Consider the following 311-nt stretch of genomic DNA (forward strand, 5'->3'; position numbering starts at 1 on the left):
GATAACCCATTAAAGAAGATGAGTTTATCTCCCTTAAGTAAATTAGAGCTCCTTTTCGGATGTAAAATGGTCTCATTGTCCCGTCTTATGCCTATTAAGAATGAGTCGGCTGTTTGATAATCATTAATTGCTTCGCCGAATGTTTTATTAATTAATTCAATAGGAAGATCAGTAAAGGCTAACTGATCTTTTTCCCCATATGTAAGCATTTCTTCTATAACACTCGTCATACCATGAAATAAAATTCCATTTACCATTAGTAAACTCAAATGATTAGAGCTTTGTACAATTTCATCTGCACCAAAGCGAAT

The 311-nt window shown here is 33.4% G+C and carries 1 protein-coding gene; it reads right to left on the reverse strand.

Translation table 11 applies throughout. The features are described from left to right. Positions 1 to 311: hypothetical protein (locus tag AOA60_RS23865; RefSeq protein WP_218240823.1), on the reverse strand; the 311-nt coding region annotated here is incomplete at both ends.

This window comes from Pseudomonas sp. 2822-17 (assembly GCF_002742485.1).
Classification (GTDB): domain Bacteria; phylum Pseudomonadota; class Gammaproteobacteria; order Pseudomonadales; family Pseudomonadaceae; genus Aquipseudomonas; species Aquipseudomonas cyclaminis.